This is a genomic window from Kocuria subflava, assembly GCF_012163155.1.
Lineage (GTDB): Bacteria > Actinomycetota > Actinomycetes > Actinomycetales > Micrococcaceae > Kocuria > Kocuria subflava.
Map to the genome: position 1 here is coordinate 1 of NZ_JAAVUN010000224.1, position 537 is coordinate 537.

General features: G+C 62.6%; 1 protein-coding gene. It reads left to right on the top strand.

Annotated features, from left to right (window positions below):
• Positions 1 to 166: 166 nt before the first annotated feature.
• Positions 167 to 537 (top strand): superoxide dismutase (locus GTW58_RS13875; RefSeq protein ID WP_168023642.1); only part of this gene is annotated, 371 nt, incomplete at its 3' end.

The window sequence follows — 537 nt, forward strand, 5'->3', positions numbered from 1 at the left end:
CTTGCGTGACGGTGTGTTGTTGGAGGCCCACGGGTGGGCGTGGATCCGCTGCACCCCGCGTAGGTCCTTGGATGACTGAGCCTCCGCTACTGGCGGAAGGGCCTTGACCAACCGCCCCCGTGGTCGATTGGATTGAAGGGTTGGTTCCTACAGGAAGGGAAATCTCATGGCTGAGAAGTACGTTCTGCCCGAACTCGATTACGACTACGCCGCGCTGGAGCCGCACATCTCTGCGCGCATCATGGAGTTGCACCACTCCAAGCACCACAACACCTACGTGACCGGTGCGAACACGGCGCTCGAGAAGATGGCCGAGGCCCGCGAGAACGGCGATTCCGCCGGTGCCGCCAAGCTCTCCAAGGACCTTCAGTTCAACCTGGGTGGCCACGTCAACCACTCGATCTTCTGGAAGAACATGTCCCCGGACGGTGGTGGCAAGCCCGAGGGTGAGCTGGCTTCCGCGATCGACGACGCCTTCGGCTCCTTCGACGCTTTCCAGGCCCAGTTCACCGCCGTGGGCACGACCATCCAGGGTTC